Source organism: Spiribacter aquaticus, assembly GCF_007625215.1.
Lineage (GTDB): Bacteria > Pseudomonadota > Gammaproteobacteria > Nitrococcales > Nitrococcaceae > Spiribacter > Spiribacter roseus.
The window spans coordinates 470,657-494,788 of sequence record NZ_VMKP01000002.1; the positions used below are offsets into that span (position 1 = coordinate 470,657).

At 68.3% G+C, this 24,132-nt stretch carries 27 protein-coding genes and 2 pseudogenes; 13 read left to right on the plus strand and 16 right to left on the minus strand.

Annotation, left to right across the window (positions count from 1 at the left end; translation table 11 throughout):
• Window positions 1-20 precede the first annotated feature (20 nt).
• Genes pssA through ilvN form a run of 3 tightly spaced genes read right to left on the minus strand, consistent with a single transcriptional unit; the run spans window position 21 to window position 2,352 of the window.
• The gene (gene pssA / locus FPL11_RS05710; protein ID WP_144347779.1) at window positions 21-791 is read right to left on the minus strand and encodes a CDP-diacylglycerol--serine O-phosphatidyltransferase; all 771 of its coding nucleotides are present in this window, start codon (window positions 789-791) and stop codon (window positions 21-23) included.
• Between the two features lie 29 nt (window positions 792-820).
• On the minus strand, window positions 821-1,837 hold the full coding sequence (ilvC, locus tag FPL11_RS05715; RefSeq protein WP_144347780.1) for a ketol-acid reductoisomerase: 1,017 nt from the start codon (window positions 1,835-1,837) through the stop codon (window positions 821-823).
• A gap of 20 nt (window positions 1,838-1,857) precedes the next feature.
• The gene (gene ilvN / locus FPL11_RS05720) at window positions 1,858-2,352 is read right to left on the minus strand and encodes an acetolactate synthase small subunit (RefSeq protein ID WP_110883194.1); all 495 of its coding nucleotides are present in this window, start codon (window positions 2,350-2,352) and stop codon (window positions 1,858-1,860) included.
• A gap of 152 nt (window positions 2,353-2,504) precedes the next feature.
• On the opposite strand from ilvN, the gene FPL11_RS05725 reads away from it, so the two are divergent.
• Together FPL11_RS05725 and FPL11_RS05730 are read left to right on the plus strand one after the other, a co-directional pair.
• A complete protein-coding gene (locus FPL11_RS05725) occupies window positions 2,505-4,220 on the plus strand; it encodes a proline--tRNA ligase (RefSeq protein ID WP_144347781.1) in 1,716 nt (571 codons plus the stop codon).
• 3 nt (window positions 4,221-4,223) lie between these two features.
• Window positions 4,224-5,090, plus strand: a complete 867-nt coding sequence (locus FPL11_RS05730; protein WP_144347782.1) for an SDR family oxidoreductase — start codon at window positions 4,224-4,226, stop codon at window positions 5,088-5,090.
• On the opposite strand, the gene FPL11_RS05735 is transcribed toward FPL11_RS05730, so the two are convergent.
• The 3 genes from FPL11_RS05735 to FPL11_RS05745 all read right to left on the minus strand — a co-directional run bounded on the left by FPL11_RS05735 (window position 5,051) and on the right by FPL11_RS05745 (window position 6,112).
• Window positions 5,051-5,407, minus strand: coding sequence for a c-type cytochrome (locus FPL11_RS05735; RefSeq protein ID WP_200833577.1), 357 nt, complete (start codon window positions 5,405-5,407; stop codon window positions 5,051-5,053). The genes FPL11_RS05730 and FPL11_RS05735 overlap by 40 nt on opposite strands.
• Window positions 5,407-5,760: a c-type cytochrome gene (locus FPL11_RS05740; RefSeq protein WP_110883197.1), complete on the minus strand. Its 354-nt coding sequence runs from the start codon at window positions 5,758-5,760 to the stop codon at window positions 5,407-5,409. Before FPL11_RS05740 ends, FPL11_RS05735 begins: the two co-directional genes overlap by 1 nt.
• A 70-nt stretch (window positions 5,761-5,830) precedes the next feature.
• Window positions 5,831-6,112 carry an acylphosphatase gene (locus tag FPL11_RS05745; protein WP_144347783.1) on the minus strand — a complete coding sequence of 94 codons (282 nt, stop codon included), beginning with the start codon at window positions 6,110-6,112 and terminating at the stop codon, window positions 5,831-5,833.
• A 52-nt stretch (window positions 6,113-6,164) separates the two neighbouring features.
• Between FPL11_RS05745 and wrbA the strand changes: the two genes are divergently transcribed.
• Window positions 6,165-6,782, plus strand: a complete 618-nt coding sequence (gene wrbA / locus FPL11_RS05750) for an NAD(P)H:quinone oxidoreductase (protein ID WP_110883199.1) — start codon at window positions 6,165-6,167, stop codon at window positions 6,780-6,782.
• The gene (locus FPL11_RS05755) at window positions 6,779-7,201 is read left to right on the plus strand and encodes a DUF2069 domain-containing protein (RefSeq protein WP_144347784.1); all 423 of its coding nucleotides are present in this window, start codon (window positions 6,779-6,781) and stop codon (window positions 7,199-7,201) included. The genes wrbA and FPL11_RS05755 overlap by 4 nt, the downstream gene beginning before the upstream one ends.
• Here FPL11_RS05755 and hda read toward each other — a convergent pair.
• On the minus strand, window positions 7,186-7,902 hold the full coding sequence (gene hda, locus FPL11_RS05760) for a DnaA regulatory inactivator Hda (RefSeq protein WP_144347785.1): 717 nt from the start codon (window positions 7,900-7,902) through the stop codon (window positions 7,186-7,188). The genes FPL11_RS05755 and hda overlap by 16 nt on opposite strands.
• Complete coding sequence (locus FPL11_RS05765) at window positions 7,899-8,951, minus strand: DUF2066 domain-containing protein (RefSeq protein WP_144347786.1); 1,053 nt, start codon at window positions 8,949-8,951, stop codon at window positions 7,899-7,901. The genes hda and FPL11_RS05765 overlap by 4 nt, the downstream gene beginning before the upstream one ends.
• Before the next feature lie 88 nt (window positions 8,952-9,039).
• Here FPL11_RS05765 and purM point away from each other — a divergent pair, with 88 nt between their 5' ends.
• The 3 genes from purM to FPL11_RS05780 are packed head-to-tail and all read left to right on the plus strand — an operon-like array spanning window position 9,040 to window position 11,518.
• Complete coding sequence (gene purM / locus FPL11_RS05770) at window positions 9,040-10,101, plus strand: phosphoribosylformylglycinamidine cyclo-ligase (RefSeq protein ID WP_144347787.1); 1,062 nt, start codon at window positions 9,040-9,042, stop codon at window positions 10,099-10,101.
• On the plus strand, window positions 10,098-10,769 hold the full coding sequence (gene purN, locus FPL11_RS05775) for a phosphoribosylglycinamide formyltransferase (RefSeq protein ID WP_144347788.1): 672 nt from the start codon (window positions 10,098-10,100) through the stop codon (window positions 10,767-10,769). The genes purM and purN overlap by 4 nt, the downstream gene beginning before the upstream one ends.
• On the plus strand, window positions 10,769-11,518 hold the full coding sequence (locus FPL11_RS05780; RefSeq protein ID WP_144347789.1) for a DUF3108 domain-containing protein: 750 nt from the start codon (window positions 10,769-10,771) through the stop codon (window positions 11,516-11,518). The genes purN and FPL11_RS05780 overlap by 1 nt, the downstream gene beginning before the upstream one ends.
• On the opposite strand, the gene dcd is transcribed toward FPL11_RS05780, so the two are convergent.
• Entirely contained in the window at window positions 11,515-12,081 is a 567-nt protein-coding gene (gene dcd, locus FPL11_RS05785) for a dCTP deaminase (RefSeq protein ID WP_144347790.1), read from the minus strand. The two genes, FPL11_RS05780 and dcd, sit on opposite strands and share 4 nt — an antisense overlap.
• A 19-nt stretch (window positions 12,082-12,100) precedes the next feature.
• Window positions 12,101-13,195: an iron-sulfur cluster carrier protein ApbC gene (gene apbC, locus FPL11_RS05790; protein ID WP_144347791.1), complete on the minus strand. Its 1,095-nt coding sequence runs from the start codon at window positions 13,193-13,195 to the stop codon at window positions 12,101-12,103.
• Window positions 13,196-13,326: 131 nt separating this feature from the next.
• Here apbC and FPL11_RS05795 point away from each other — a divergent pair, with 131 nt between their 5' ends.
• From FPL11_RS05795 to nth, 4 genes and pseudogenes are all read left to right on the plus strand, one after another.
• Window positions 13,327-13,869, plus strand: a complete 543-nt coding sequence (locus FPL11_RS05795) for a shikimate kinase (RefSeq protein ID WP_144347792.1) — start codon at window positions 13,327-13,329, stop codon at window positions 13,867-13,869.
• Window positions 13,870-13,902: 33 nt separating this feature from the next.
• Window positions 13,903-15,543 (plus strand): annotated as a pseudogene (metG, locus tag FPL11_RS05800) (methionine--tRNA ligase); the annotation flags it as partial.
• A 26-nt stretch (window positions 15,544-15,569) separates the two neighbouring features.
• Window positions 15,570-16,001 (plus strand): annotated as a pseudogene (gene rsxB / locus FPL11_RS10195) (electron transport complex subunit RsxB); the annotation flags it as partial.
• Between the two features lie 218 nt (window positions 16,002-16,219).
• The gene (gene nth, locus FPL11_RS05810; protein WP_144347795.1) at window positions 16,220-16,873 is read left to right on the plus strand and encodes an endonuclease III; all 654 of its coding nucleotides are present in this window, start codon (window positions 16,220-16,222) and stop codon (window positions 16,871-16,873) included.
• Here nth and FPL11_RS05815 read toward each other — a convergent pair.
• From FPL11_RS05815 to FPL11_RS05835, 5 genes are all read right to left on the minus strand, one after another.
• Window positions 16,849-17,748, minus strand: a complete 900-nt coding sequence (locus FPL11_RS05815) for a metal ABC transporter permease (protein ID WP_144347796.1) — start codon at window positions 17,746-17,748, stop codon at window positions 16,849-16,851. The genes nth and FPL11_RS05815 overlap by 25 nt on opposite strands.
• Entirely contained in the window at window positions 17,745-18,884 is a 1,140-nt protein-coding gene (locus FPL11_RS05820; protein ID WP_144347797.1) for a metal ABC transporter permease, read from the minus strand. The genes FPL11_RS05815 and FPL11_RS05820 overlap by 4 nt, the downstream gene beginning before the upstream one ends.
• Window positions 18,865-19,677, minus strand: a complete 813-nt coding sequence (locus FPL11_RS05825; RefSeq protein ID WP_235012034.1) for a metal ABC transporter ATP-binding protein — start codon at window positions 19,675-19,677, stop codon at window positions 18,865-18,867. The genes FPL11_RS05820 and FPL11_RS05825 overlap by 20 nt, the downstream gene beginning before the upstream one ends.
• Complete coding sequence (locus tag FPL11_RS05830) at window positions 19,677-20,669, minus strand: metal ABC transporter solute-binding protein, Zn/Mn family (RefSeq protein WP_200833576.1); 993 nt, start codon at window positions 20,667-20,669, stop codon at window positions 19,677-19,679. The genes FPL11_RS05825 and FPL11_RS05830 overlap by 1 nt, the downstream gene beginning before the upstream one ends.
• Window positions 20,670-20,743: 74 nt before the next feature.
• Complete coding sequence (locus FPL11_RS05835; protein WP_144347798.1) at window positions 20,744-21,958, minus strand: argininosuccinate synthase; 1,215 nt, start codon at window positions 21,956-21,958, stop codon at window positions 20,744-20,746.
• Between the two features lie 108 nt (window positions 21,959-22,066).
• On the opposite strand from FPL11_RS05835, the gene pyrC reads away from it, so the two are divergent.
• Both pyrC and rnt read left to right on the plus strand, forming a co-directional pair.
• The gene (pyrC, locus tag FPL11_RS05840; protein ID WP_144347799.1) at window positions 22,067-23,122 is read left to right on the plus strand and encodes a dihydroorotase; all 1,056 of its coding nucleotides are present in this window, start codon (window positions 22,067-22,069) and stop codon (window positions 23,120-23,122) included.
• The gene (gene rnt, locus FPL11_RS05845) at window positions 23,119-23,751 is read left to right on the plus strand and encodes a ribonuclease T (RefSeq protein WP_144347800.1); all 633 of its coding nucleotides are present in this window, start codon (window positions 23,119-23,121) and stop codon (window positions 23,749-23,751) included. Before pyrC ends, rnt begins: the two co-directional genes overlap by 4 nt.
• On the opposite strand, the gene grxD is transcribed toward rnt, so the two are convergent.
• The gene (grxD, locus tag FPL11_RS05850) at window positions 23,748-24,071 is read right to left on the minus strand and encodes a Grx4 family monothiol glutaredoxin (protein WP_144347801.1); all 324 of its coding nucleotides are present in this window, start codon (window positions 24,069-24,071) and stop codon (window positions 23,748-23,750) included. The two genes, rnt and grxD, sit on opposite strands and share 4 nt — an antisense overlap.
• Window positions 24,072-24,132: the final 61 nt, after the last annotated feature.

Genomic DNA, 24,132 nt, shown 5'->3' on the forward strand with positions numbered 1-24,132 from the left:
CGTGTGATCTTTCTGCCAGTCTAACCCGCGTGCCGGCGTCTGCGCCGCCGGCGTCGCCGGATGACTGTCAGAATCGGCCCCGAGCTGAGATACGTCAATGCAAGCCCGAACAGCACCAGCGGCGGGTGCACCGACATCAACGCCACGCCCATCACGCCCAGCACAATGGCGACGAAGGGCACGCGGTAGCGGAAGTCGATTTCCTTGAAGCTGTCGTAGCGCACGTTGCTGACCATGAGCACGCCCGCCACCACGGTCAGCACCAGCGCCGGGATTCCGGCCGGCCAACCGCCGAACTCGAGCCGGTCGCCGGACCAGACCATGCCGGCCAGCGCGGCGGCGGCGGCAGGACTGGGCAGTCCCTGGAAGTAGCGCTTGTCGGCGACGCCCACCTGGGTGTTGAAGCGCGCCAGCCGCAGCCCGGCGCAGGCGGTGTAGATGAACGCCCCGACCCAGCCCAGCTTGTCCCACATCGAACCCAGCGCCCCCAGGTCATCCAGGGCCCAGGCAAACACCACCAGCGCCGGCGCCATCCCGAACGAGACCATGTCGGCGATGCTGTCGTACTGCACGCCGAACTCGGTCTGGGTGTTGGTCAGGCGCGCCACCCGTCCGTCGAGGCCATCCATGACCATCGCCAGCAGGATGGCGACCGCGGCGGCCTCATAGGCACCCGACTGGGCGGCCACAACGGCGTAGAAGCCGAACAGCAGCGCCAGCGTGGTGATCAGATTGGGCAGCAGATAGATGCCGCGGCCCGAGCGGCGCGGCATCTCCCGGGGGTCGGTCATGACGACCTCGGCATCGCGCGGATCCGCGCCTAGTTGCGGTCCCGGTCCACCAGCTGATTGGCCTGGATCCACGGCATCATGCCGCGCAGCTTGCTGCCGACGGCCTCGATGGGATGCTCGGCCGCCCGCCGGCGCATGGCCTTGAGCCGCGGCTCGCCGGCCTTGCTCTCGAGCACGAACTCCTTGGCGAACTCGCCGTTCTGGATCTCCTCGAGCAGCTCGCGCATGGCCTGGCGGGACTGCTCGTTGATCACCCGCGGCCCACGGGTGAAGTCACCGTACTCGGCGGTGTTCGAGATCGAGTAGCGCATGTTGGCGATGCCACCCTGGTAGAGCAGATCGACAATCAGCTTGGTCTCGTGGAGGACTTCGAAGTAGGCCATTTCCGGGGCATAACCCGCCTCAGTAAGGGTCTCGAAGCCGGCCTCGATCAGCGAGGTGATGCCGCCACACAGCACGGCCTGCTCGCCGAACAGGTCCGTTTCGGTCTCTTCCTGGAAGCTGGTCTCGATCACCCCGGAGCGGCCGCCACCGTTGGCCGATGCATAGGCCAGCGCGATCTCACGCGCCCGACCACTGGCATCCTGCTCGACCGCGATCAGGCTGGGCACGCCATTGCCCTCGACATAGGTCGAGCGCACCAGATGACCGGGTCCCTTGGGGGCGACCATGACCACGTCCATATCGCCCCGCGGCTCGATCTGCTGGTAGTGGATATTGAAGCCGTGAGCAAAGGCGATGGCACCGCCGGTGCGCAGGTTCGGCGCCACGATCTGCTCGTAGACCGCGGGCTGGTGCTCGTCCGGCAGGGTCATCATGACCAGGTCGGCCGACGCCACGGCATCCGCCATCTCGGCGGTCTCCAGACCGGCGGCCTCGGCCTTGGCCGCACTCGCCGAGCCGGCCCGCAGGCCCACAACGACCGGGACACCCGATTCCTTGAGGTTGTTGGCATGGGCGTGGCCCTGCGAGCCGTAGCCGAGAATGGCCACCTTCATGCCCTGGATGATGGAAAGATCGGCGTCCTTATCGTAATAGACCTTCATGGCTCCCCCGATGGATGGTTTCAGACACGCATTTGTTTGTCGCCGCGCGCGATCCCGATGACCCCCGAGCGCACCACCTCCATCGGCGTCTGGTCGCTGAGCAGCTCGAGGAACGCATCCAGTTTGCTGCCGCGGCCGATGACCTCGATGGTGTAGGTCTTGTCGGTGACATCGACGACGCAGGCGTCGAAGATATCCGCCAGTCGCTTGAACTCCTCGCGGGACTCGCTGGCCGTGGCCTGGACCTTGACCAGCATGAGCTCGCGCTCGATGTGGCGGGCCTCGGTGATGTCCAGCACCTTGACCACGTCGAGGAGCTTGTTGAGCTGTTTGCGGATCTGCTCGACGGTCTGCTCGTCCCCCTGGGTGACCAGGGTCATACGCGACAGGGTCGAGTCATCGGTGGGCGCGACCGTGAGCGAGTCGATGTTGTAGCCGCGGGCGGTGAACAGCCCGGCGATGCGCCCCAGCGCACCGAACTCGTTCTCGACCAGAATGGAGATGATGTGTCGCATACCCTGTCGACCAGCGCCGTGTGATCCGCAATTGACGTAATGTAAGCCGTGCAAGTTACGGCGCGCGCATGGGGGCGTCAAGGACAGGGGTGGGCGACCCGGCGGCGGTCGGCTAACCTGTGGGTTTTCGACCGATGACAGGACAGGCCAGCATGCGCACCAGCCGTTTTCCACTTTTCACCAGCAAGGAGACACCGGCCGATGCCGAGATCGTCAGCCACCAGCTGATGCTGCGGGCCGGCCTGATCAAGCGCCTGGGCGCCGGACTCTATACCTGGCAGCCGCTGGGCCTGCGCGTGATGCGGCGGGTCGAGCGCATCGTGCGCGAGGAGATGGACCGCATCAATGGGCTCGAGGTGCTGATGCCGGCGGTGCAGCCTGCCGAGCTGTGGCGCGAGTCGGGTCGCTGGTCGCTGTACGGCCCGGAACTGCTGCGCCTCGAGGATCGCCACGAACGCGACTACTGCATCGGCCCGACCCACGAAGAGGTGATCACCGATTATCTGCGCCAGGAGCTGCGCAGCTATCGCCAGCTGCCGGTGACCTACTATCAGATCCAGACCAAGTTCCGCGACGAGATCCGCCCGCGCTTCGGGGTGATGCGCGCCCGCGAGTTTGTGATGAAGGATGCCTATTCGTTCCATCTCGATCAGGACTCGCTCGAGACCACCTATCGGGACATGCACGCCGCCTACAGCGCCATATTCTCGCGGCTCGGCCTGCGCTTCCGCTCGGTCGGCGCCGACAGTGGCGCCATCGGTGGCAGCGTCTCGGAGGAGTTCATGGTGCTCGCCGACTCCGGCGAGGACGAGATCGCGAGCTGCGATCAGTGTGATTACGCCGCCAACACCGAGCTGGCCCGCAGTCGCCCGGCAGCGCCGGCGGCCACCGATCCGCTGCCCGCCGAGCGGCGTTCGACGCCGGGCATCGAGAGCGTGGCGGAACAATGCACCCTGCTGGGACTCACCCCCGGACAGGTCATCAAAAGCGTGGTGGTCATGGCCGACGAGGCGCCGGCGGTGCTGTTCGTCGCCGGCGACGACGAACTCAACGAGGTCAAGGCTGCCCATGCCCTGGGCGCTGAGACGGTGCGCCTGGCCGAACCCGCCGAGGCCCTGGCCGCCACCGGGGTCCCGCGCGGGTTCATCGGCCCGCGCGACCTGCCCGCCGGCCTGACCCAGCTTGTCGATCACCGCGCCGCCACCCGGGTCAACTTCTCGAGCGGTGCCAATCAGGCCGACGGCCACTGGATCAATCTTAACTGGGACCGGGACATGCCCCTGCCGCCGACGGCGGATCTGCGTACCGCGCTGGCCGGCGAAGGCTGTCCGCGCTGCGCGGACGGCCGGCTCGAGATCCACCGCGGCATCGAGGTGGGCCACATCTTTCAGCTCGGCACCAAATACAGCGAGGCCATGGACGCCCGGGTCCTCGACGAGGCGGGCGACGCCCGGCCACTGATCATGGGCTGTTACGGCATCGGTGTCTCACGGGTGGTCGCCGCGGCCATCGAGCAGAACCACGACGCGCGTGGCATCCGCTGGCCTGCCCCGCTGGCGCCCTTTGATGTGGCGATCGTCAGCATCGGTGCCGAGCGCTCAGCGGCCGTAGCCGAGGCCGCCGAGCGCCTCTATGCCGATCTGCAGGCCGCGGGGCTTGATCCGCTCTGGGATGATCGCGACGCCCGCCCGGGGGTCAAGTTCGCCGACATGGAGCTGATCGGCATCCCCCATCGGGTGGTGATCGGTGAGCGCGGTCTGAACGCCGGCGAGCTGGAATACCGGGCGCGCGACGCGACGGCCAGCGAGGCCCTGCCGCTGGATGATGCGGCCAACCGACTGGTGGCCCGGATCCAGGACGGGGCCTGAGCGGTGGACACGGCGAGGTCGCAGCAGCCGGCGCGGGTGCTGATCGCCGGCTGCGGGCGGATCGGCACCCGACTCGGCCAGGGGCTCGCCGACCAGGGCCACACCGTATTCGGCCTGCGCCGCCGGCCCGAGGGCCTGCCGGCACCGATCATCCCCTGCGCCGCCGACCTCAACGCGCCCGCCGGGCTGGCCGATCGCCTGCCCGGCGGGCTTGATCGCGTGGTGGTCATCCTGACGCCGCCGAGCTATGACGATGCCGGCTATCGACGCGGCTATGTGGAAGCCCTCAGCCACCTCTGCGCGGCACTGGCGGCCTCGGGCAACGCCGGGGCGCGACTGGTGTTCGTCTCGAGCACCGGTGTCTACGGCGAGAACGGCGGCGCCTGGGTGGATGAGTCGACACCGCCGGTGCCGTCACGATTCTCGGGACAGCGCCTGCTTGAGGCCGAGGCGGTGGCAGCCCGGCATCCGGGCGGCAGTGTGGTGGTGCGGTTTGCCGGCATCTACGGACCGGGGCGGGAATCCCTGCTGCGGCGGGTGGCATCGGGTGCCGGCTGCCAGGCCGAGCCGCCGCGTTATACCAACCGCATCCACGAGGACGACTGTGTGGCGATCCTCGACTGGCTGAGCGGCCACCCGGATCCGGCCCCGCTTTACCTCGGCGTCGACGATCGACCCTGTCCGCAGTGCGAGATCATGGACTGGCTGGCCGCCGAGCTGGGCCAGCTGACGCCGGCGCGCACCGCTGGCGAGGCGATGGGCCGGCGTTGCAGCAACCGGCGGTTGAAGGCGGCCGGCTATCGACTCCGGCACCCGGACTATCGCAGCGGCTATCCGTCGCTGTTGGCCGAGCGCCGCTCCAACGTCTGAATGGCGCTGTCCTGGGCGGCGTAGTAGGCCGCCAGATCGCGCATATCCTCTTCGCTGAGCGCGGCCGCCTGGCCGTTCATGATGGCGTTCTGCCGGTCCCCGCTTTTGTAGGCCTTGAGCGCATGCAGAAGGTAATCGGCATGCTGGCCGGCGAGCATCGGAAAGGCGGGGTTATCCGACGCGCCGTTGGCGCCATGACAGGCCGCACAGGTCTGGGACTTGGCCTTGCCGGCCTCAATGTCGCCGATGGACTGGGCCTGGGCGACTCCGGCGGCCAGGATCATCAGCGCGCTCAGGCATCGAATGCAATGCATCATCACTGCCCCTCCGGTCCGCGCGATGCGAAGTACGCGGCGATGTCCTGAATGTCCTCATCACTCAGCGTCGATGCCAGCGCCTGCATGGTCGTGTGCTGACGCGCGCCGCTGCGATAGGCCTTGAGCGACGAGACGAGGTAGCCGGCGTGCTGGCCCCCCAGCTTGGGCACCCGATAAGAGGGGTACGCGTTGCGATAGCCCTCGACGGCATGGCAGCCCAGACAGGTGTAGGCCTTGGCGCGGCCCGCCTCGATATCGCCCTGGGCACTGCTGAGCCCGGGCATCAACAGCGCCGCACTCAGCGCTACTCCTCCAATCAATCGCCCGCAGATCATGGTTTCTCGTCTCGCCATTGATAACTGCGCAAAGTATCGCGGGAAAGTTGATATCGGTCAATTTGCGCGGGACGCCCGGACGGTGGGGTCAGACGATGGCAAAGCCCTCGCTGCCCGGATCGGCCACGGGCTCGGCCTCCACCGAATCGACCCGTGCCGCGGGCGGGCCGCTCCAGAGCCACTCGCGCAGCGTCTCGACCGCGGGCTCGGGGCCACAGACCACCACCGAGACACTGCCGTCGGCGCGGTTTTCGACCCAGCCGCGCAGTCCCAGCGCGATCGCCTCATCGCGGGTGGCGGCCCGGTAGTACACCCCCTGCACATGACCGCGTACGCGGAACTGGTGGCAGGCTTCCTGTGTGTCGTCCATCGTCACCTCCTGGCTGCTTGCGTGTCGGTAATCTAACACCCAATATTGCCCCATGAGCTGCGAAATCCTGATCCTGTACTACAGCCGCCACGGCGCCACCGCGACCATGGCGCGCCGGATCGCCCACGGCGTCGAGGCCGTCAGTGGCGTGAGTGCGCGGGTCCGCGCCGTGCCACCGGTCTCGGAGGTGTCCGAGGCCACCGCGCCACCGGTGCCCGATGCCGGCCCACCCTACGCCGCGCTGGATGACCTGGCCGAGTGCGATGGACTGATCCTTGGCAGCCCGACGCGGTTTGGCAACATGGCGGCACCGCTCAAGCATTTCCTGGATCAGACCACCAGCCTGTGGCTGAGTGGTGCGCTCAACGGCAAGCCCGGCGCGGTGTTCACATCCACCGGCAGCCTCCACGGCGGTCAGGAGGCGACCCTGCTGTCGATGATGCTGCCGCTGCTGCATCACGGTCTGTATCTGGTCGGCCTGCCCTACACCGAGGCCGGTCTGACCGCGACCACCACCGGTGGCACCCCCTATGGCCCCAGCCATCTGGCCGGGGCCGAGGCCGACCGGCCGGTGGATGACACCGAGGCGGCCCTCTGTCAGGCGCTGGGATCAAGGGTGGCGCAGGCGGCCCTGCGGCTGGGCGCCCCGGGCGACCCGCGCCCGGCATGAAGGCGGTCAAAGGCAAACCCCCGGCGGCGGCCGGCGAGACCGCGCGTGAAGTCGCCGCGTCGCGGCTCTACTGGATGGCCGCGGGCTGTTACGTCGCACTGACCGCGCTGCTGTTCGCCTGGCTGATCTGGCTGGCACCCCCGCCGGAATCGCTGCGCAGCCCGGTACTGCTGATCTTCCTGCTGCCGCTGGTGCTGGGCCTGCGCGGCGTGCTGCATCGGCGACGCTACACCCTGCAGTGGACGGGCATGCTCATCCTGCTGTACTTCATCCACGGGCTGCTGGCGGCCACCGGTGCGGCGCCCCAGCGCTGGCTGGGCGCCGCGGAGATTCTGCTGACGCTCGGCTACTTCAGCGCCGTCATGCTCATCCTGCGGCGCGGCAAGCAGCGCCACAAAGCGGGTCAGTCCGCGGGCTGACCGCGTAGCACCGACTGGATGAAGGGCACGGTCAGCCGCCGGCCGGCCTGCAGCGAGGCACTGTCGAGTCGGTCCACCACTCCCAGCAGATGGTTCAGATCGCGGGCCTGGTGGCGCAGCAGATAATCGACGCCGGCGGCGGGCATGCGAAGTCCACGCCGGGCCAGCGCACCGGTCAGTATCTCCCGGCGGCGAGCGTCATCGGGGGGCGTCAGGCGCAGGCGCAGCATCGACTCAAGCCGTGAGACCAGATCCGGCAGGGCAATCCCCAGACCGGCCGGCGCGCCCGCGGCGGCCACCATCAGCAGCCCGCCAGCATCCCGCAGGCGATTGAACAGGTGGAAAAAGGCCTCCTGCCAGTCCCCGCGCCCGGCCAGCAATTCGAGATCATCCACCGTGACCAGCGACAGGGACTCAAGCCCGTCCAGCGGCGCGGTGGGGCCGTCGATGTGCTGGCCGAGGGGGATGTACACCGCGGTCCCGCCGGCGGCACTCATGCGCCCGCAGGCGGCCTGCAGCAGGTGGCTGCGACCACTGCCCGCGGGCCCAGTCAGGTAGAGCGACTGGGCGAACCAGCCGGTCAGCCCCTCGACGGCGGCCACCGCCTGCTCGTTGCCGGTGGCCACGAACGCCTTGAGATCGGCGGCGTCGTTCCAGCGAAAATCCAGCGCCAGCTGCGCGCCGCGACCCTGATCGATCATTGCCGCCAGCGGTAGCCATCACCCGTGGGTTGCAGGCGCGGATCGGCGGCCAGGGCCCGCTCGACGCGCCCGGCGTCGACGCCGATGGCCAGCCGCCAGCGCACCCGGTCCCCGCCCACCTCGGCGGGGATCACGCGGGTGACGCCCACCAGTTCGCCAAGCCGCGCCGCCACCGCCTGATGGGCGGCCAGCGAGTCGATGCCGTCGACGCTGACGGTGAACTGGCGGCGCGAATCGGGATCGGCGACGTAGGCGAGGCTCTGGCGAAGGCGCTCGGCCAGCCCCCGCGCGCCCGCGGCCATCACCGCCTCGAGGCTTGCGGCACGGGTCCGCCAGCGCTGCACCGGCTCGCCGTCGCCGGGCAGCAGTGTCCAGCGCACTTCATCCTCCCGGCCCGCACCCTGCTGCAGACGCCCCATCAGCACCGCGTCGGCGCCGTATCGCTCGGAGGCGGCGCGCACCGGCTCGACAAAGCCGCCGGCGATGTCGGCGAAGCCCAGGTTACGACGATCCTGAAGGTCCATCAGCGGCGCGACAGGGCGGATCCCGAGGGGGCGGGCCGCCGCCTCCAGCGCGTCGAGCAGCGCCTCGCCCCGGTCGCTGCCGGCAATGAACCGCTCGCCATCGCGCTGCGCGCCCAGCCAGACCAGCACCGTGGGCGGCGAAGGCGGCCAGACGGCGACCCCATCACGGGCCAGGGCGTTGCGCACGGCGGCCCGCGAAAAGCGCACCCGAAGGCGGGTCTCGCGCTCCGCCTGATCGCCGTCATCCACCTCGACCGAGCGATACGAAAAGCCATTGACCGTGTCACTGACCCGCCCGCGCAGGCGCTCGGCCACCGCCGACCCGACAATATCGGGCTGGCCGGTGAGGCGCACCAGAAGCGCGTCAAGGGCCTCGACAAGCACGTCGTCGCGGGCCGCGGCGCTGTTGTCGGCCACCGGCACCTCGACGGCGCCGAGGTTGTCCTGAGCCGGCACCACCGGGGCCATGACCAGCACGGTCATCCCCATGGCAAAAGCGAGACTGATGCGCAGCACGTTCAACATCCGAGTGAGTGGCGAGCCCGTGACCCCAAGAGGTTTTAAGGTACCATGACGCCATCCAACGGCACGACCAGACCCAGACAGGAGCGAGATCTTGGACTCCCCGGATTCCCGACCCGGACTGACCTACCGCGACGCGGGCGTCGACATTGATGCCGGCGCCGATCTTGTCGAGCGCATCAAGGGCGATGTCGCCGCCACCCGGCGCCCGGGCATGGTCGGCAGCCTGGGCGGGTTCGGCGGACTGTTCGAACTGCCGGTGGAGCGCTACCGCCACCCGCTGCTGGTGGCAGGCACCGACGGCGTCGGTACTAAGCTGCGCCTTGCGCTCGAGACCGGCCAGCATGATGGCATCGGCATCGATCTGGTCGCGATGTGCGTCAACGATGTGATCGTCGGCGGTGCCGAGCCGCTGTTCTTTCTTGACTACTACGCCACCGGCCGGCTCGAGCCGGCCATCGCCGAGCGGGTCATCCGCGGCATCGCCACGGGCTGCCGCGAGGCGGGCGCCGGGCTGATCGGCGGCGAGACGGCCGAAATGCCCGGAATGTACCGCGATGGCGACTATGACCTGGCCGGCTTCTGCGTGGGCGTGGTCGAGCGCGATGCGCTGATCGACGGCTCGGGCATCCGCGCCGGCGACTGTCTGATCGCGCTGGCAAGCAGCGGGGTGCACGCCAATGGCTACTCGCTGGTCCGGCGCATCCTCGAGCGCGATCCCGACGCCCTCAGTCGATCGCTGGACGGCCGCCGCATTGATGAGTGGCTGCTGGCCCCCACGCGGATCTACGCACGCACCGTCCAGCAGCTGCAGCGCGAGGTGGCCATCCATGGCATCAGCCACATCACCGGTGGCGGGCTCACCGACAACCTGCCACGCATTATGCCCGAGGGCCTGACCGCGCGCGTCGACACCGGCAGCTGGCAGTGGCCGGCGCTGTTCGACTGGCTGCAGACCACCGGCGGGGTGGACATCGCCGATATGCGCCGGACCTTCAATGGCGGCGTCGGCATGGTGGTGATCGTTCCCCCGGACCAGGCCGACCTGGCCCTCGATCAGCTGCGGGCAGCCGGCGAAACGGCCTGGCGCCTGGGCGACGTGGTGCCCGCCCGCGAATCCGCCAACGCGGTCATTTACCAGGAGGGGGTTTGAGCGATACCGGCGGTTTCCGCATCGCGGTGCTGATCTCCGGCAGCGGGACCAACCTGCAGGCCATCATTGATGCCGTCCAGGCCGGGCGGATCGCCGCCCATGTGGGCCGCGTGATCAGCAACCGTCCCGACGCCGGAGGGCTTGAGCGCGCGGCCGCGGCCGGGATCGCCACCGAGGTGATCGATCACCGCGACTTCGAGCGGCGCGAGGCCTACGATCAAGCCCTGGCTGATCGGCTTGAGGCCGCCCGACCCGATCTGATCGTTTTGGCCGGGTTCATGCGCATCCTGGGGGCGGCGTTCGTCGCCCGGTTCACCGGCCGGCTGATCAATATCCACCCGTCACTGCTGCCCGCCTACCGCGGCCTGCATACCCACGAGCGGGCCATCGCCGCGGGGGAACGGCAGCATGGCTGCAGCGTGCACTACGTGATCCCCGAGCTGGACGCCGGCCCGGTGATCGCCCAGGCGGCGGTCCCCATCCACCCGGACGATGACGCCGCGCGACTCGCCCAGCGCGTGCAGGCCATGGAGCATGTCCTCTACCCCCAGGTGGTGGGCTGGATCGCCGACGGCCGAGTGCAGCTGGGCGACGGCGGCGTCCGCCACGATGGCCGGATCCCGCCGCATCCGCCCTGCCTGACGCCGACGGCGGCCACCCCGGGCTGATGCGCGGCGCCTGGCTCTGCGCCATGGCCCTGGGGCTGTTGCTGCTGGCGGCGAACGCGGCGACGCTGGCGACACCCGTCGAGGCGCCACCGGCGTTCAGCGCGCGCTATGACGTCCGCAAGGCTGGATTGACCCTGGGCCACGCCGAGCTGCGCTTTCGCCGGCCGGCGCAGGACCGCTACCTCTACCGGCTGTCGGTCCGGCCCAATCGTCTGGCCGGGCTTTTCTACTCGAGCAGCGTGCGCGAGATGAGCATCGGCCACATCCAGGCCGACGGCTTCCGGCCCGACGTCTACCGCTATACCCGCAGCGGCGGTGACGACGACCGGCGCGCGGAACTGCGCTTCGACTGGGAGGCGATGCGGGTGGTCAACGATGTGGCCGACCGGCCCTGGCGCATGGCCATTACGCCGGACACCATCGATCGGGTGATCAGTCCACTGCAGCTGATGCACGACCTGGCCGAGCGGGATGACGGCGATGACACTCTGGTCTATCGCATCGCCGACGGCGGCCAGCTCAAGACCTATGAGCTGCGCATCGGCGACACCACCCAGGTGGATACCCCCGCCGGCCGCTTCGAGGCACTGACCGTCCACCGCTCGGACCCGGACAGCGATCGGGTGACCACGCTGTGGGTGGCGCCGGCCCTGCGCTATCTGGCCGTGCAGGTGGAGCAGCGCGAGGCCGGTGATCGCAACTTCCGCATGGTCCTGAGCCGTCTGGACGGCCTTGACCGCCGCCGCTAGGGCCGCGGCAGCGTCACCCCGCGCTGGCCCATGTACTTGCCCGAGCGGTCTTTGTACGACGCCTCGCAGACTTCGTCCGATTCCAGAAACAGCATCTGCGCCACACCTTCGTTGGCGTAGATCTTCGCCGGCAGCGTCGTGGTGTTGGAAAACTCCAGGGTCACATGGCCCTCCCACTCGGGCTCGAGGGGCGTGACATTGACGATGATGCCGCAGCGCGCATAGGTCGATTTGCCCAGACAGATCGTGAGGATGTTGCGCGGAATACGGAAGTACTCAACGGTGCTTGCCAGTGCGAAGCTGTTGGGCGGGATGATGCAGACGTCCGACTGCAGATCGACGAAGCTCGATTCGTCGAAGTTCTTCGGATCGACCACCGCCGAGCTGATGTTGGTGAAGATCTTGAACTGATCGGCGCAGCGCACGTCGTAGCCGTAGCTCGACGTGCCGTAGGAGATCATCCGCTCGCCGTCGGCCTCCCCCCGTACCTGCCCGGGTTCGAACGGCTCGATCATGCCGTCCTCCGCCATGGACCGTATCCAGCGATCGGATTTGATGCTCACTGTGTCTGTTCCCCCTGCCCTAGTCGTCGTCGACGACGATATTCGGGAACCGGCTGGTGCCCGCCGGATCCTGTCGTGAAAGAAGTGCCGCGGTCCGCCGGGCCGCCTCGCGGAAGCGCTCCGCCGCCGCCGATGCCGGTGCCGCCGTGACGGTGGGCGCGCCCTGATCGGACTGCTCGCGGATGCCGATCTCCAGCGGCAGCGCGCCAAGCAGCGCCACCCCCTCGTCGTCGGCCAGCTGCTGGCCACCACCGGTGCCGAACAGTGCCTCCTCATGGCCGCAGTTCGAGCAGATGTGCAGGCTCATGTTCTCGAGGATGCCCAGCACCGGCACCTTGACCTTCTCAAACATCCGCACGCCCTTGCGGGCGTCCAGGGTGGCGATGTCCTGCGGCGTGGTGACCACCACCGCGCCGGCCACCGGCACCTTCTGCGACAGCGTCAGCTGGATGTCACCGGTGCCCGGCGGCAGGTCAATGATCAGGTAATCGAGCGCATCCCAGCGCGTGTCGTTGAGCAGCTGGGTCAGCGCCTGGGTCACCATGGGCCCGCGCCAGACCATCGGCGAATCCTCCTCAATCAGGAACCCGATGGACATGATCTGCACGCCGTGGTTTTCCAGCGGGAACATGGTCTTGCCCTCGGGGCTGTCGGGCTTCTGCCCGGCCACGCCCATCATCCGCGGCTGGCTGGGGCCGTAGATGTCGGCATCCAGGATGCCCACCCGGGCCCCCTCGTCGGCGAGGGCGAGGGCCAGATTGGCGGCGCAGGTGGACTTGCCGACACCGCCCTTGGCCGAGGCCACGGCAATGATGTTGCGGACGTTGTCCATCGGCTTGAGACTCGCCTGCACCTGACGGGCCCCCACCGACCAGTCCACGCTCACGCTCACCGACCGCGCGCCGGTCGCCTCGCGCACGGCGGCTTCCAGCGTGCCGCGCAGGGTGTCCTGGTACCGCCCGGCGGGAAACCCCAGGCTCAGATCGATGGCCACCGCGTCACCATCCAGCCGGATGTCGCTCACCGCCCCGGCAGTGATCAGATCCATCCCCAGCGCCGGCTCGGTCCACGCGCCCAGCGCCTGCTCCACCGATTCGCGGTTGAGTTCAGTCATTCATCCCCCGTCGTTACGACGCCCTATAGATCAGGCGCGAGTGTAAACAGCCCGCCCCCCGCATTAAACACGTCCGGGGCGGGGTTGGCACGCGGGTTGCCGCCGGCGCCGCGTTGCGGCAGATTCACGGCATGACCGACGCGCGCCACAACCTGGTCCTCATCGGCATGCCGGGGGCCGGCAAGTCCACCCTGGGGCAGTCCCTGGCCACCGCCCTCGGGCTCGGGTTCACTGACACCGATGCCCTGATCGAGACCCGCGAGGGGCAAACCCTGCAGGCGATCGTCGATACCCGCGGCCACCGCGCCCTGCGCACCCTCGATGCCGATACCCTCGCCGCACTCCAGTGCCGCGGCCATGTCATCGCCACCGGCGGCAGCGCCGTCTACAGCCCGGCGGCAATGGCCGCGCTGCAGGCCGACGGCATCCTCGTGCACCTGCATGCCGATCTGGCGGTGCTGCTCGAGCGGGTCACCGACGTCGACACCCGCGGCCTGGCCCGCGCCGCCGACCAGAGCCTCGAAGACCTCTACGCCGAGCGCGAGGCGCTGTACCGCCACTATGCCGAAATCAGTGTTGATGTCGGCAGGCAGTCGCCGGCCGCGGCCACCCGCTCGATCATCGCCGCCCTCAACCGGCCGCAGGCTCCGCGACTGGCTTCGCCTCTGGCATAATGCGGGTTTACTGACTGCCAACGCGGAGTGTGCATGGCGCGCAAGATCCTGGTCACCAGCGCCCTACCCTATGCCAATGGGCCGATCCATCTGGGTCATCTCGTCGAATACATCCAGACCGACATCTGGGTGCGCTTCCAGAAGCTGCAGGGTAACGAGTGCTGGTATGTCTGCGCCGACGACGCCCACGGCACGCCCATCATGCTCAAGGCCCGCGAGCAGGGGATCACACCCGAGACACTGATCGAGCGGGTCGGCGCCGAGCATCGGCGCGACTTCGCCAGCTTCGGGATCGCCTTCGACAACTACTACACCACCCACTCCGAGGAAAATCGCCACTACGCCGAGCTCATCTACACGCGGCTGCGTGATGGCGGCTGGATCGACCGCCGGACCATCACCCAGGCCTATGACGGGCACGAGGGCATGTTCCTGCCGGACCGCTACATCAAGGGCACCTGCCCGCGCTGCGGCGCCGATGACCAGTACGGCGACAACTGCGAGGCCTGCGGGGCGAGCTACTCCCCCGACGAGCTGCGCAACCCGGTGTCGGTGATCTCGGGCGAGGCCCCGGTCCAGCGCGAGTCCGAGCACTACTTCTTCCGCCTCCAGGACTTCGAGCCCATGCTGCGCGAATGGGCCTCGAGTGAGGGTCTGCAGGACGAGGTCTCGAACAAACTCCAGGAGTGGTTCGACGCCGGCCTGCGCGCCTGGGACATCTCCCGCGATGCGCCCTACTTCGGTTTCCGCATCCCGGATACCGATGACAAGTATTTCTACGTCTGGCTGGACGCCCCGATCGGCTACATGGCCAGTTTCCAAGACCTGTGCAACCGCCAGGGTCTGGATTTTGACGAATGGTGGAACGCCGATTCGGACACCGAGCTGTACCACTTCATCGGTAAGGACATCGTTTACTTCCACGCCCTGTTCTGGCCGGCGATGCTGCACGGCGCCGGCTTCCGGACCCCCACTCGGGTCTGCGCCCACGGCTTTCTCACCGTGGACGGGCAGAAGATGTCGAAGTCACGCGGCACCTTCATCATGGCGGAAACCTACCGGCGGCATCTGAATGCCGAGTACCTGCGCTACTACTTCGCCGCCAAACTGGGCGCCGGCGTGCATGATATCGATCTGAGCCTGGAGGATTTCACCCAGCGGGTGAATGCCGATCTGGTGGGCAAGCTGGTCAACATCGCCAGCCGCTGCGCGGGTTTCATCAACAAGCGCTCCGAAGGATGGCTGGGTCCGCGTCTGGACGCCCCGGAGCTGTTCCGGCGCATGAGCGCCCGGGCCGAGGTGATCGGCGGGCATTATGAGGACCGCGCCTATGCCCGGGTGGTCCGCGAGGTGATGGCCCTGGCCGACGAGGCCAACCAGTACATCGACGAGAAAAAGCCCTGGGTGCTGGCGAAGGATCCCGACCAGGCCGAGGCGGTGCAGGCCATCAACACCACCGGGCTCAACCTGTTCCGGGTGCTGATGCTCTACCTCAAACCGGTGCTGCCGGATACCGCCGCCGCGGCAGAGCGCTTCCTGCAGATTCCGCCCATGGAGTGGGCCGATGCCGGCCAGCCGCTGCTGGATCACCGGATCGACACGTTCAAGCCGCTGATGACCCGGGTGGATCCGGCCGCCATCGAGGCGATGATCGAAGAATCACGGGATAACCTGAAACCGGCATGAGCGGCGGGGCCTCCGTGACCGAGCGCATCGACGCCCTGCTGCCCCAGACGCAGTGCGAGCAGTGCGGTTATCCGGGTTGCCGGCCCTACGCCGAGGCCATCGCGCAGGGCGAGGCGGAGATCAACCAGTGCCCGCCCGGCGGTCAGGCCACCATCGATGCGCTGGCGCAGCTGCTGGACCGGCCGGCACTGCCCCTCAACCCCGAACATGGCGACTACCGGCCGCCGCGGGTGGCCTGGATCGACGAGTCGGTGTGCATCGGCTGTACCAAATGCATTCAGGCCTGCCCGGTGGATGCCATCGTCGGCGCCCGTCAGCGCATGCACACGGTCATCGCCGAGGAGTGCACGGGCTGCGATCTGTGCCTGGCCCCCTGCCCGGTGGATTGCATTCATATGCTGCCCACCGAGCGCGAGGCCGAGCCCGTCGATCAGCAGCAACAGCGCCGCGATCGTGCCCGGCGGCGCTTTAACGCCCGCCAGCAACGCCTGCTGCAGCGCCAGGCCCGGCGTGAGGAAAAGCGCCGCCAGCGGCGTGAGACCCAACGCGCCTCGCCCACCACGCCGGCGGCGCCGGCGCTGCCCGATCGCGAGACCCGCCGCGAGACCGCGAAGGCGGCCCTGGCCCGGGTGCGGGCAAAGCGACGTCAACGGGGTCGCGGGTCATGAACCGCGACAAGCGCCGGGCCATCTTCGAGCGGTTGCGTGAGGCCAACCCGCAGCCCACCACCGAGCTCAACTACTCGACGCCCTTCGAGCTGCTCATCGCGGTCATCCTGTCGGCCCAGGCCACCGACCGCGGCGTCAACAAGGCCACCGGGCCGCTCTTCCGCGATGCCAATACCCCGGGCGCGATCCTCGCCCTGGGCGAAGACGGCCTGCGGGACTACATCCGCACCATCGGGCTTTTCAACAGCAAGGCGAAGAACATCATCGCCACCTGCGAGGCCCTGGTGGCGTCCCACGATGGCGTGGTGCCCCACGACCGCAAGGCCCTCGAGGCGCTGCCCGGCGTCGGCCGCAAGACGGCGAACGTCGTGCTCAACACGGCCTTCGGCGAACCCACAATGGCCGTCGACACCCACATCTTCCGGGTCGCCAACCGCACGGGCATTGCGAAAGGCAAAACCGTCCGGGCCGTGGAAGACAGATTAATGCGCCAGGTACCGAAGGAATTTCTGCAGGACGCCCATCACTGGCTGATCCTGCACGGCCGCTATACCTGCCTTGCTCGCCGGCCGCGCTGCGGGGCCTGCCCCCTCTACGACCTCTGCGAGTTCCCCGAGCGTCACCGCTACGCCGACGGCGGGTCGGAGTAGGCCGCTGACGCCGGCGCGGCGCGCCGTCCGCCACGCCAGCGCCGCCAGCCATAGGCGGCCAGTAGAAACGGCCCGTTGGCCAGCGCCATCGACCCGCCGATCGAGACATTCAGCGCGATCGCCAGCGCATAGCCGAGCGGCGCGCTCAGCGCGGCGATCAGCATGGCCAGGGCGATCATCGGCAGCAGGCGCCGGGTCAGCAGGTAGGCCGTGGCCGGCGGCACCACCACAAAGGTAATGAACAGCACGACGCCGACGGCATCAAAGGCCGCCACCGCCGTGCCACTGACCAGCGCCAGATGGGCGTAGAAAATGATCCCCGGGGCCAGGCCCAGCGCCCGCGCCAGATCGGGGTCGAACGTGGCGAGCTTGAGCGCCTTGTAGAAGGCCAGCACGAATGCGGCATCCAGCAGCAGCATCACGCCGGTGGCCAGCATCGCCCGGGGCAGCTCGATACCGGCGATGGTCACCGTGTCCAGCCAGACGAAACCCACTTCCCCCAACAGCACGGTGTGCTCATCGAGATGCACATCCCGCGCAGTCACATTGATCAGCAGAACGCCGGCACTGAAAAGCGCCGGAAACACCAGACCGGTGGCGGCATCATCGCGCAGCCGCCGCGTGCGCGTCAGCGTCTCGATGAGAAACACCGCGAGCACACCACTGAGCGCGGCACCGGCGATCTGCACCGGCCCACTGGTCTGCCCCGACAGCAGCCAGGCCACGGCAATGCCGAACAGGATCGAATGGCTGATCGCATCGGCGAGCATGCTGTTGCCGCGCAGCACCAGGAAACTGCCCAGCAGTGCGGCACTGGTGCCCACCAGCATCCCCGTGACCAGGATCGCGACCAGGGGCTCGGCAAGCAGGGTCATGATCGCCTCCGGCGGCCGCCGCGCTGGCGCCTTTCGCGGGCCGCGGCGTGATCGACCCCGGCCTCGGTCAACTGCCAGTGGGGCCCTTCGTCGGGGAGATGCTGAACCGGCGTGACCAGCCCACGCTCGGCCAGCGTGACCAGCTGCGGCTCGGTGACCATGCCGTGGTAGGCGTCCACGGCCCCCTGTTCAACCCGATACCGCCAGTCATCGTGCTCGCGGGCGAGCTCGTAGAGCGTTCCCAGAATGCGGTCGGTAGACGTCGAGCGGCGCCGCCGGCGCTGCCGCCACCACTGCGGGACCAGCCCCCGGTGCGGTGCCACCAGTAGCGAGACCAGAGCGATGAGCGTGGCGGTCAGGACAATCAGCGGCCCGGTGGAAAGCCCCGGCGCGAGGGCGCTGCCAAGCCCGCCCACGCCCCCCGCCAGGGCGCCGAGCAGCGCCGAGAGCAGGACCATGCCCATCAGACTGCCGCACCACTGACGCGCCGCGGCACCCGGGGCGATCACCATGGCCGTCATCAGCACCACGCCCACCATCTGCAGCCCGGTGACCACCGCAAGGGCGATCATCGCGGTGAGCAGCGCCTCGAGCCGGTGCACCGGCAGGCCCACCACCGCCGCGAAGGTCGGGTCAAAGGTCATCACCTTGAGCGGCTTCCACAGGAGCACGACCCCCAGCAGACTGATGCCCACCAGCGCCATCATCGGGTAGAGGTCGGCCCGCGTGGTGGCGGCCGCCTGACCGAACAGGAAGCTGTCGAGACCGGCCTGCGCCGCCCCGCCCCGGGACTGGATCCAGGTCAGCAGCACCACCCCCAGGGCAAAACCGAGGCTGAGCGTCGCGGCCAGTGCCGCGTCCATCTTGAGCCGGGTATGCCGGGTGATGGCCACGGTCATCAGCGCCGCCGCCACGGCCGTCACCAGCGCACCGCCCATGATGCTGCCAAGATCCCGGGCCCCCGCCAGCATGAAGCCGATGCACACCCCGGGCAGGGCCGCGTGCGAGAGGGTATCGCCCAGCAGGCTCTGGCGCCGCAGCACCGCGAACGAGCCGAGCACACCGCTGATCACGCCGATCAGCACCGCCCCGAGCAGGACGTTCTGCAGGGTGTAATCAGTCAGCAGCGTCGCCATCATCCCGCGTCCCGGTTGCCTGACCGCCCTCGTCCAGCAGCGCGACCTGACCGCCGTAGGCCCGACGCAGGTTGCGCGCCGTGTACACCGAGCCGATGGGGCCTGCCGCAATGACGCGCACGTTCAGAAAGACCAGCCAGTCGAAATAGCGCTCCACGGTCTGTAGATCGTGATGCACGAGGATGATGGTGCGCCCCTCGTCGCGCAGTCGCCCGAGGATCTCGATGATGCTGCGCTCGGTGGTCGCATCGACCCCGGCCATGGGCTCATCGAGCAACAGGATGTCGGGCTGCTGGACCAAGGCCCGGGCAATGAACACGCGCTGCTGCTGACCGCCCGAGAGCTCGCTGATCTGGCGGTCGGCCAGCATTTCCATGCCCACCTCCTCCAGCGCCCGCAGGGCCCGGTCGCGCTCGCGGCGCCCCGGCCAGCGCAGCCAGCCGAGCTGGCCGTATAACCCCATGGTCACCACATCGACGGCGGTGGTGGGAAAGTCCCAGTCCACCGACGATCGCTGCGGCACATAGCCCACCCGCTGGCGCTGCTCGCGATAGCGGCGGCCGAACAGACGGACATGGCCCGCCGACAGCGGCACCAGACCCAGCACCGCCTTGAGCAGGGTGCTCTTGCCCGCGCCGTTGGGGCCGATGACGCCGGCGAGCACACCCGGCGGGATGTTCAGGTCGATGTCCCAGAGCGCCGGACGATCACCGTAGCTGACGGTCAGATCCTCGGTATGCAGGGCCCAGCGCGCCGACGGGCGTTCTCCGGCCGGCGGATCCATGGCGGCCATCACTCGCCTCCGTGGCGCGCGCGCAGCGGCGCCCGCCAGTCGCTCAGCGCCGCCGGCAACGGTGCGCGCTCACCACCCAGCTCGCGGGTGATGGCCGCGGTGTTGTGAATGAGCAGGCCCGGCAGGCTGTCGGCGAGGGTCCCGGACTCGCCCAGGGCATCGCCATAGAGGGTATCGCCAATGACCACCTCGGCCCCGCGCTCGCGGGCCGCCGCCACCACCGCGTCCACCGTGCGCGGGTTGATCGTGCTCTCGACGAACAGGGCCGGCAGTTCCCGCTCGGCGATCAGGCGGGCGTTGGCCTGGATATCGGCCACGCTCGCCTCGGCGGTGGTGCTGATGCCCTGGATGCCGCGCACCTCGATATCATAAGCCCGACCGTAATAGCCAAAGGCATCATGCGCGGTCAGCAGCACGCGCTGACCCGCCGGAATACTGGCGATGCTGGCGCGCATCCACGCATCTAGCGCGCTGAGCTGTCCCCTCAGGGCGGAGGCCCGCTCACGCAGCCCGGCCGTGCAGTCCGGCACCGCCTGACGAAGCGCCTCCACCGTGGGCGTGATCGCCTGCGACCAGAGCGCGGCATCCATCCAGACATGCGGATCGGGTGCGCCGTCGCCGTCCGTCTGAATTAGATCAACCGGCCCGGCCGCGGCCGCCGCCTCGGCCACCGCCAGCGTCGGCCGGCGCTCGCCGAACCGCCGCAGGACGCTGTCGAGCTGACCTTCCAGCCCCAGGCCGTTGTAGGCGATCAGCGACGCCGACTGGAACGCCTGCACGTCGGAGGCGGCGGCGCGATAGAGATGGGGGTCGATGCCCGGGCCCATCAGTGCCTCGGTCTGGATGCACTCGCCGCCGATGCGATCCACCAGATCCGCGACCATGCCGGTGGTGGCCAGCACGCTGGGGGCCGCCGGGGCGACCGAAGTCAGCGCAAGGCCGACGGCCATCACTGCCGCCCGCGCTATCCAGCCGTCGCGTCTGCGCTGCATCAGGACCCCCTGTCGATCAGAATTTGGAATAATTCCAATCTAAACCGAGACCCGTGGTGGGTCAACGTACCGGCCTATTCACCGCGCCGGGCAGCCACCCGAAGCCGCAGGGCATTGAGCTTGATGAAGCCTTCAGCGTCCTTCTGGTCGTAGGCGCCGGCATCGTCCTCGAAGGTGGCGATGCTGTCATCGAACAGGCTGTCGGTGGCCGAGCGCCGGCCCAGCACGATGACATTGCCCTTGTAGAGCTTGAGCCGGACCACGCCATTCACCCGGGTCTGGGTCTGGTTGATCAGCGCCTGCAGCGCCTCGCGCTCAGGACTCCACCAGTAGCCGTTGTAGATCAGCTCGGCGTAGCGCGGCATGAGCTCGTCTTTGAGATGCGCCGATTCGCGGTCGAGGGTGATCGACTCGATGGCGCGATGGGCCCGCAGCAGGATGGTGCCACCGGGAGTTTCGTAACAGCCGCGGGACTTCATGCCGACATAGCGGTTCTCGACAATGTCGATCCGCCCGATGCCGTTGTCATTGCCCAGCTGATTGAGTCGCGAGAGCATTTCATGCGGCGCCAGCGACTCGCCGTTGATGGCCACCGGATCACCGCCCTCGAAGGTCAGCTCGATCTCGGTGGGCGTATCCGGCGCCGCCTCGGGCGCGACGCTCCAGCGCCACATATTCTCCTCGGCCGGGGTCCAGGTGTCCTCCAGCACGCCGCCCTCATAGGAGATGTGCAGCAGGTTGGCATCCATGGAATAGGGCGATCCGCCGCCCTCGGTCCTGCCCTCGATGGGAATGCCGCGATCCTCGGCGTAGGCGAGCAGACGCTCGCGGGAGTTGAGGTCCCACTCACGCCACGGCGCGATGACATGTATCCCGGGCTCGAGGCCGTAATAGCCGAGCTCAAAGCGCACCTGATCGTTGCCCTTGCCGGTGGCGCCATGGCAGACGGCGTCGGCGCCGGTCTCGCGGGCGATCTCGATCTGGCGCTTGGCGATCAGCGGCCGTGCGATGGAGGTGCCGAGCAGGTATTCACCCTCGTAGAGGGCGTTGGCGCGGAACATCGGAAAGACGAAATCGCGCACGAACTCCTCGCGCAGGTCATCGATATAGATCTCCTCGACGCCCAGATCCTTCGCCTTGGCGCGGGCGGGCTCGAGCTCCTCGCCCTGCCCCAGGTCGGCGGTGAAGGTCACGACCTCGCACTGGTAGTGATCGCGCAGCCACTGCAGGATGACCGAGGTATCCAGGCCACCGGAGTAGGCCAGAACCACCTTTTTGATTGTGCTCATGGATTGCTCTCTCGAATTGCGGGGTTGGGAGCGGGTTCGTGCCGCAATGATCGGCGCGCCGGCGCGGAGAATCAAGGCGCCGGCCGGTGGCCCTGATATACTCCCGCCATGGAAACGCTGACCATCGCCCGACCCGACGACTGGCACCTGCACCTGCGCGACGGCGCCGCGCTGGCGGATGTCGTGCACTGGAGCGCGGCGCGCTTTGGCCGCGCCATCATCATGCCCAACCTGACACCGCCGCTGACCACCACCGACGCGGTCGCCGCCTATCGCGAGCGGATCCTTGCGGCCCGCCCCGCGGGAAGCCGGTTCGAGCCACTGATGACGCTTTATCTGACCGACAACACGCCAGCGCGCGAGATCGAGCGCGCGGCGGCCACCGGGTTCATCCACGCGGTCAAGCTCTACCCCGCCGGGGCGACCACCAACAGCGACTCGGGCGTGACCGATCTGCGGCGCTGCGACGAGGCGCTCGCCGCCATCGCCGAGCACGACCTCACGCTCTGCCTGCATGGCGAGGTCACCCATCCCGAAACGGATATCTTTGATCGTGAGGCGGTTTTCCTCGATGAGCGCCTAGCGCCCCTGCTCGACCGCCACCGCCACCTGCGCGTCGTGCTCGAGCATCTCACCACGGCGACCGCGGTGGATTTCGTGCGCCAGGGGCCCGAACGGCTCGGCGCCACCATCACCCCGCAGCACCTGCTGATGAACCGCAACGATCTGCTCGCCGGCGGGATCCGTCCCCACCACTACTGCCTGCCGATCCTAAAGCGCGAGGGGGATCGCGCCGCCCTGCTCGAGGCCGCCACCAGTGGGCATCCGCGATTCTTCCTCGGCACCGACAGCGCGCCCCATGCCCAGTCGGCCAAGGAAGACGCCTGCGGCTGCGCCGGCATCTTCACCGCCCCGCTCGCCATCGAACTCTATGCCGAGGCCTTCGAGCAGGCCGGTGCGCTGGATCGGCTGGAGGGCTTTGCCAGCCATTTCGGCGCCGACTTCTACGGCCTGCCGCGTGCCACTGACACCCTGACACTGACCCGGCAGGCACGCCGCCTGCCGGATACCCTGCCCTATGGCGACGCACGCATCGTACCGCTGCGCGCCGGTGGCACCATTGACTGGTCGCTGGCCAGCGACCCGCAGACGGAGTCCGCATGAACGCCCGCCCCATCAACCAGCGATTCCGCGGCTTTCTGCCAGTGGTCGTCGACATCGAAACCGGCGGCGTCAATGCCGCCACCGACGCCATGCTGCAGATCGCCGCGGTGATCGTGAGAATGGACGACGCCGGCCGGCTTTATAACGGCGAGACCTTCACCACCCACGTCGAGGCCTTCGAAGGTGCCCACCTCGACCCGAAGTCGCTGGAATTCAACGGGATCGACCCCGATCACCCGCTGCGCATGGCGGTGCCCGAGGACGAGGCCCTGCGCTATGTCTTTCAGCCCGTGCGTGAGGCGATCCGCGCCAACGACTGCAGCCGTGCCGTGCTGGTGGGACATAACGCCTGGTTTGATCTGGGGTTTCTGAACGCGGCGGTGAAGCGGTGCGGCATCAAGCGCAATCCGTTTCACCCATTCTCGTGCTTTGACACCGCCACGCTGTCCGGGCTTGCCTACGGTCAGACGGTACTGGCGCGGGGCATTGCGGCGGCGGGGATTCACTGGGACGCGCGTGAGGCCCACTCGGCGATCTACGATGCCGAGAAGACCGCCGAGCTGTTCTGCACCATCGTCAATCGCTGGGATGCCGCCCACGGGCATCCCCTCGACGCACCCGGCGCCTAAGCGTCGGGCGTGGCGGCCTTGACCGCCTCCTGCAGCTCGCCGGACTCGTGCATCTCCATGATGATGTCACAGCCACCGAGCAGCTCGCCGTTCACATACAGCTGCGGGATGGTCGGCCAGTTGCCGTATTCCTTGATGCCCTGACGGATGCCTTCGTCCTCGAGCACGTTGACATAGGCGAACTCCACACCGCAGCCCGCCAGGGCCTGGGCGGCGCGCATCGAGAACCCGCACTGCGGGAACTGCGGTGAGCCTTTCATGTAGAGAATCACCGGATTGCCTTCGACCTGCTCGCGGATGCTGTCCTGTACGTCGCTCATTTTGGCTCCTCATTGAATGCGTACCATTAGTGTACGGATTGCGGACGATATCGACGAGGGG